The organism is Caldibacillus sp. 210928-DFI.2.18, from assembly GCF_020554505.1.
GTDB classification, from domain to species: domain Bacteria; phylum Bacillota; class Bacilli; order Bacillales; family Caldibacillaceae; genus Caldifermentibacillus; species Caldifermentibacillus hisashii.
The window spans coordinates 1-3381 of record NZ_JAJCHL010000157.1; the positions used below are offsets into that span (position 1 = coordinate 1).

2 protein-coding genes and 1 pseudogene are annotated in these 3381 nt (G+C 34.5%); 1 reads left to right on the plus strand and 2 read right to left on the minus strand.

The annotated features are described in order from the left end of the window. Window positions 1-158: 158 nt before the first annotated feature. Window positions 159-996, minus strand: a pseudogene (locus tag LIZ98_RS17120) (nucleotidyltransferase domain-containing protein). Between the two features lie 216 nt (window positions 997-1212). After that, window positions 1213-2133: a DUF1002 domain-containing protein gene (locus LIZ98_RS17125; protein ID WP_041845485.1), complete on the minus strand. Its 921-nt coding sequence runs from the start codon at window positions 2131-2133 to the stop codon at window positions 1213-1215. 300 nt (window positions 2134-2433) lie between these two features. Between LIZ98_RS17125 and LIZ98_RS17130 the strand changes: the two genes are divergently transcribed. Next, window positions 2434-3063, plus strand: coding sequence for a hypothetical protein (locus tag LIZ98_RS17130; protein WP_043988571.1), 630 nt, complete (start codon window positions 2434-2436; stop codon window positions 3061-3063). The last annotated feature ends 318 nt before the right edge of the window (window positions 3064-3381 follow it).

The window sequence follows — 3381 nt, forward strand, 5'->3', positions numbered from 1 at the left end:
TAACAAAAATCCCTATACATCGGGGGTTTTACTATCGCTAAGGTTGAACTTGAGTTTATACTTTCTTAACGTATAAAAAATAAAGGAAACCCAATTTCAAAAAGGGTTTCCTTCTTTGATTAATTACTTGATAAAACGCAAAGTTCATGGACAGACAATTATTTACTTAATAACTTTTCGGTTTCTGAAATAAGTTCTTGCAGGATTTGAATACCTTCCTTTGTACTGTCCATATTTACGGAAATTAATGTTATTATTTGGTCTATCTTTTTCTTATAATCATTTGGTTTTTTTTCTAAAGCCTTCAATCATTCGAACAGCCTTTTTCTCATTGATGCAGTATTCTTCATTCAATGCAAATAATACTTGGTTTAAACATGAGATCGTGCGAAAGACGTGACCTGCCACATACGAAATGTCATCCTTATCCACATTATCCTTTGCAAACATTAACGAGAAAGATGCTTCAAACATAAAATAGCCAATAATTGCATCTTTTAGTGATTTTGGATAAGGCATGGTTTTAGCCTTTAGTTCGGCAATTTGATTTGTTGGATCAATTAATATTTTACAAATAGAGATTTCTCCCATGTACATAACATTTATATAAGCATGGGGATGTCCGGTATGATAATGTGCCGAAACAACTCCTTTCAAACAATCATCAATCACACGGGACACTCGTTTTATATCACGAAATATGAAATCAACATGATACCCTTGAACAACAAGCCACCCACCGCCATTTATCCAAGGACCCCATTCACCTAAAGTAGTGATAATATTTTCCCTATGGTCATCATCTATTTTTGTGGCGATTTTTCTAATTTCGTTGATATCAAAACCTGCCGACTCATCATAATAAATTCCAATATCAATATCAGAAGTAGCGTGATTTGTTCCTCTTGCTCTTGAACCGCCTAAAACCACACCAACAATGCCAGCTATTCCATCTAGTTCTTTACATATTTGATTAATCACCTTTTGTACAGTCATAAAATTTCCATCTCCAAATCATATTCATGTTTTATTCTTTTTACTTATCCATTTCTTCTCCTCCGCTTCTGTAAAAATCTGACATTGTTAGGGTTCAGGTTGAATTAATTTTGATAACCGTAAACTTACATCATTTTTTTAATATTTGTTGACGCTTTGATTATTATAAATATCTACATTTATCTTTCAAAATGATGGCCAAACCTCTGTCAATTGTTAGCTGAACAGCGACTTAAAGAAATCGGCAATTGATTGGAATATTTGTTTTATAAAATCAGCGACACTTTGCAAAAATCCTTTATCTACTCCGGCATCTTCCAATTTCTTTTGAATATCACCTGCCAAGTTTTCCAACTGGCTTTTTACTTCATCAAAGTTGATATCCAATGAACGAATTTTATCAAATAAGTCGATCAACATTTGTTTGTATTCCGGGGATAATTCAATATTTAAATTTTTCAATTGTTCCTGAACGATTTGCTCAACTTCTTCTTTTGTTGCCGGGTTTTGTTCCGCAATGGCCTGTTTAATTTCCGTTAATAATTGACTGACTTTGTCTTGATCAACACCGGCATCTTCTGCCAATTTGGTCGCAACATCCAATTCTTCATTTGCAACTTTTAAGCGATCCGTATCCAGTTTTTCACCAGTTACCTCATAAGCTTTAAAAATACCTGTTAAAGCCGAATGTCCGGTTACTTTTACCGGGGATGCCACCTCAATTTGGGCATCTTCCACACCTGCCGTAAGCAGTGCATTCGCATACATATCATTCGTAACTTCCGTGATATTTTCCGGCGTCACTTGGATAACCCGGATCCCTTCTCCCTTATCAAGCCGTTTAATTTTGGCGGATGAATACATGTTGGAATTCGGATCCCCTTTAATGTATTTAGCCGCATCTGCACCGGTAACGATAATTTCTTTTACCTCTGCTTCCTCATCCACCTTCAATAATTTTCTCGTCTGTTCTTTTTGTGCTTCCGATAATCTTTCACCTAGAACGACGATGGCCGGACCATTTTTTTCATCGATTACCTTTTCCTTCTCACCCTCGCTTGCCAAAACAACTTGGCTAACGCTTAATCCGAAAAATATAATGAATATAGATAGGACTTTTAGCATTTTTTGAAACATTTATATCTACTCCTTTATAAACAACTTTTACAAATCTATCACTCTTTCCTATACTATTTATATCATAAGTGTAACCAGAACAAAATATACTGCCATTATAATTTTCGTTATATTCATGATAAAATACCTTTAAAGCACTTATGGAATATGTGATTTGTACAGGATTTAAAGTCAGATAGTTAGTTTATGAAACTTTTAATCATTAAAATACGTAAAACATTCATAAAATATGATAACAGAATAGGATTTTTCTGATAAATTTTATCTGTCAATAGACAAACGCGTTAGGGAGAAGAGATTATGAAGGAAAATAAGAAAACAATCTATGTTCTTTTAACTGATACAGGAACATTCTTGGCAAGAGCCATTAAATGGTTTACCGGCGCTCCATATAGTCATGTTTCTATTGTTTTTGATGAAAAACTTGATGAAATATATAGTTTTGGGCGAAAACGACCGAGAAATCCACTCATTGCGGGGTTTATAAAAGAAGATGTCTATTTCGGAACCTATCGATACTTTCGCAATACCAATTGTTTACTACTGAAACTGGATGTTACTGAAAATGAATATCATAAAATTCGTGATAAAATTCGGGCTTTCGAAAATAATAAAGACTTATTTTCTTATAATCTTATCGGTTTGCTTGGCGTACTGTTCAGTTATCCGATAGCCTTGAATAACGCCTATTTCTGTTCACAATTTGTTGCGGAAGTTTTTAAGGAAAGCGGTGTTGATTTGTGGGGACCGCTTCATTCGGCATTAGTAACACCTAATGATTTTTTACTGCATCCTAGATTCGAATATGTTTATGAAGGAAAACTGTATGATTACCCTTTGCTTGATGAAGAAATTCTTTCAAATACAATCGTTGGACATACTTTATACGATATAAAACCAATTGCTTTTCTAAAAAAAATACTGCTGTAATGGTGACCATTTTAGTTTTAATCGGGTTGAAAAGGAGTAGCCAAAAGTCATGATAATGATTGGGAAAGTTTGGTGCTCTTTTTTGAAAAATTGTCCATTAGAACGGATTTATTGGACAGTTCATCCTGATCGACTCCTCATTTTGTCCATGAGAACCGTTCTATTGGACAGTTTTTCCTGATTGAGCCTCCATTTTGTCCGCGAGAGCCTTTCTATTGGACAGTTTTTCCTGATTGAGACTCCATTTTGTCCGCGAGAGCCTTTCGTGACCACTGAAAAAAGCCATTTTTTTTATGTAAAATTTGCTGTGTAGTGTAA

Bases quoted from the DNA above. Each gene is read 5' to 3' on its own strand.
- LIZ98_RS17125 (WP_041845485.1), bottom strand. From the start codon at position 2,133: ATGTTTCAAAAAATGCTAAAAGTCCTATCTATATTCATTATATTTTTC.
- LIZ98_RS17130 (WP_043988571.1), top strand. From the start codon at position 2,434: ATGAAGGAAAATAAGAAAACAATCTATGTTCTTTTAACTGATACAGGA.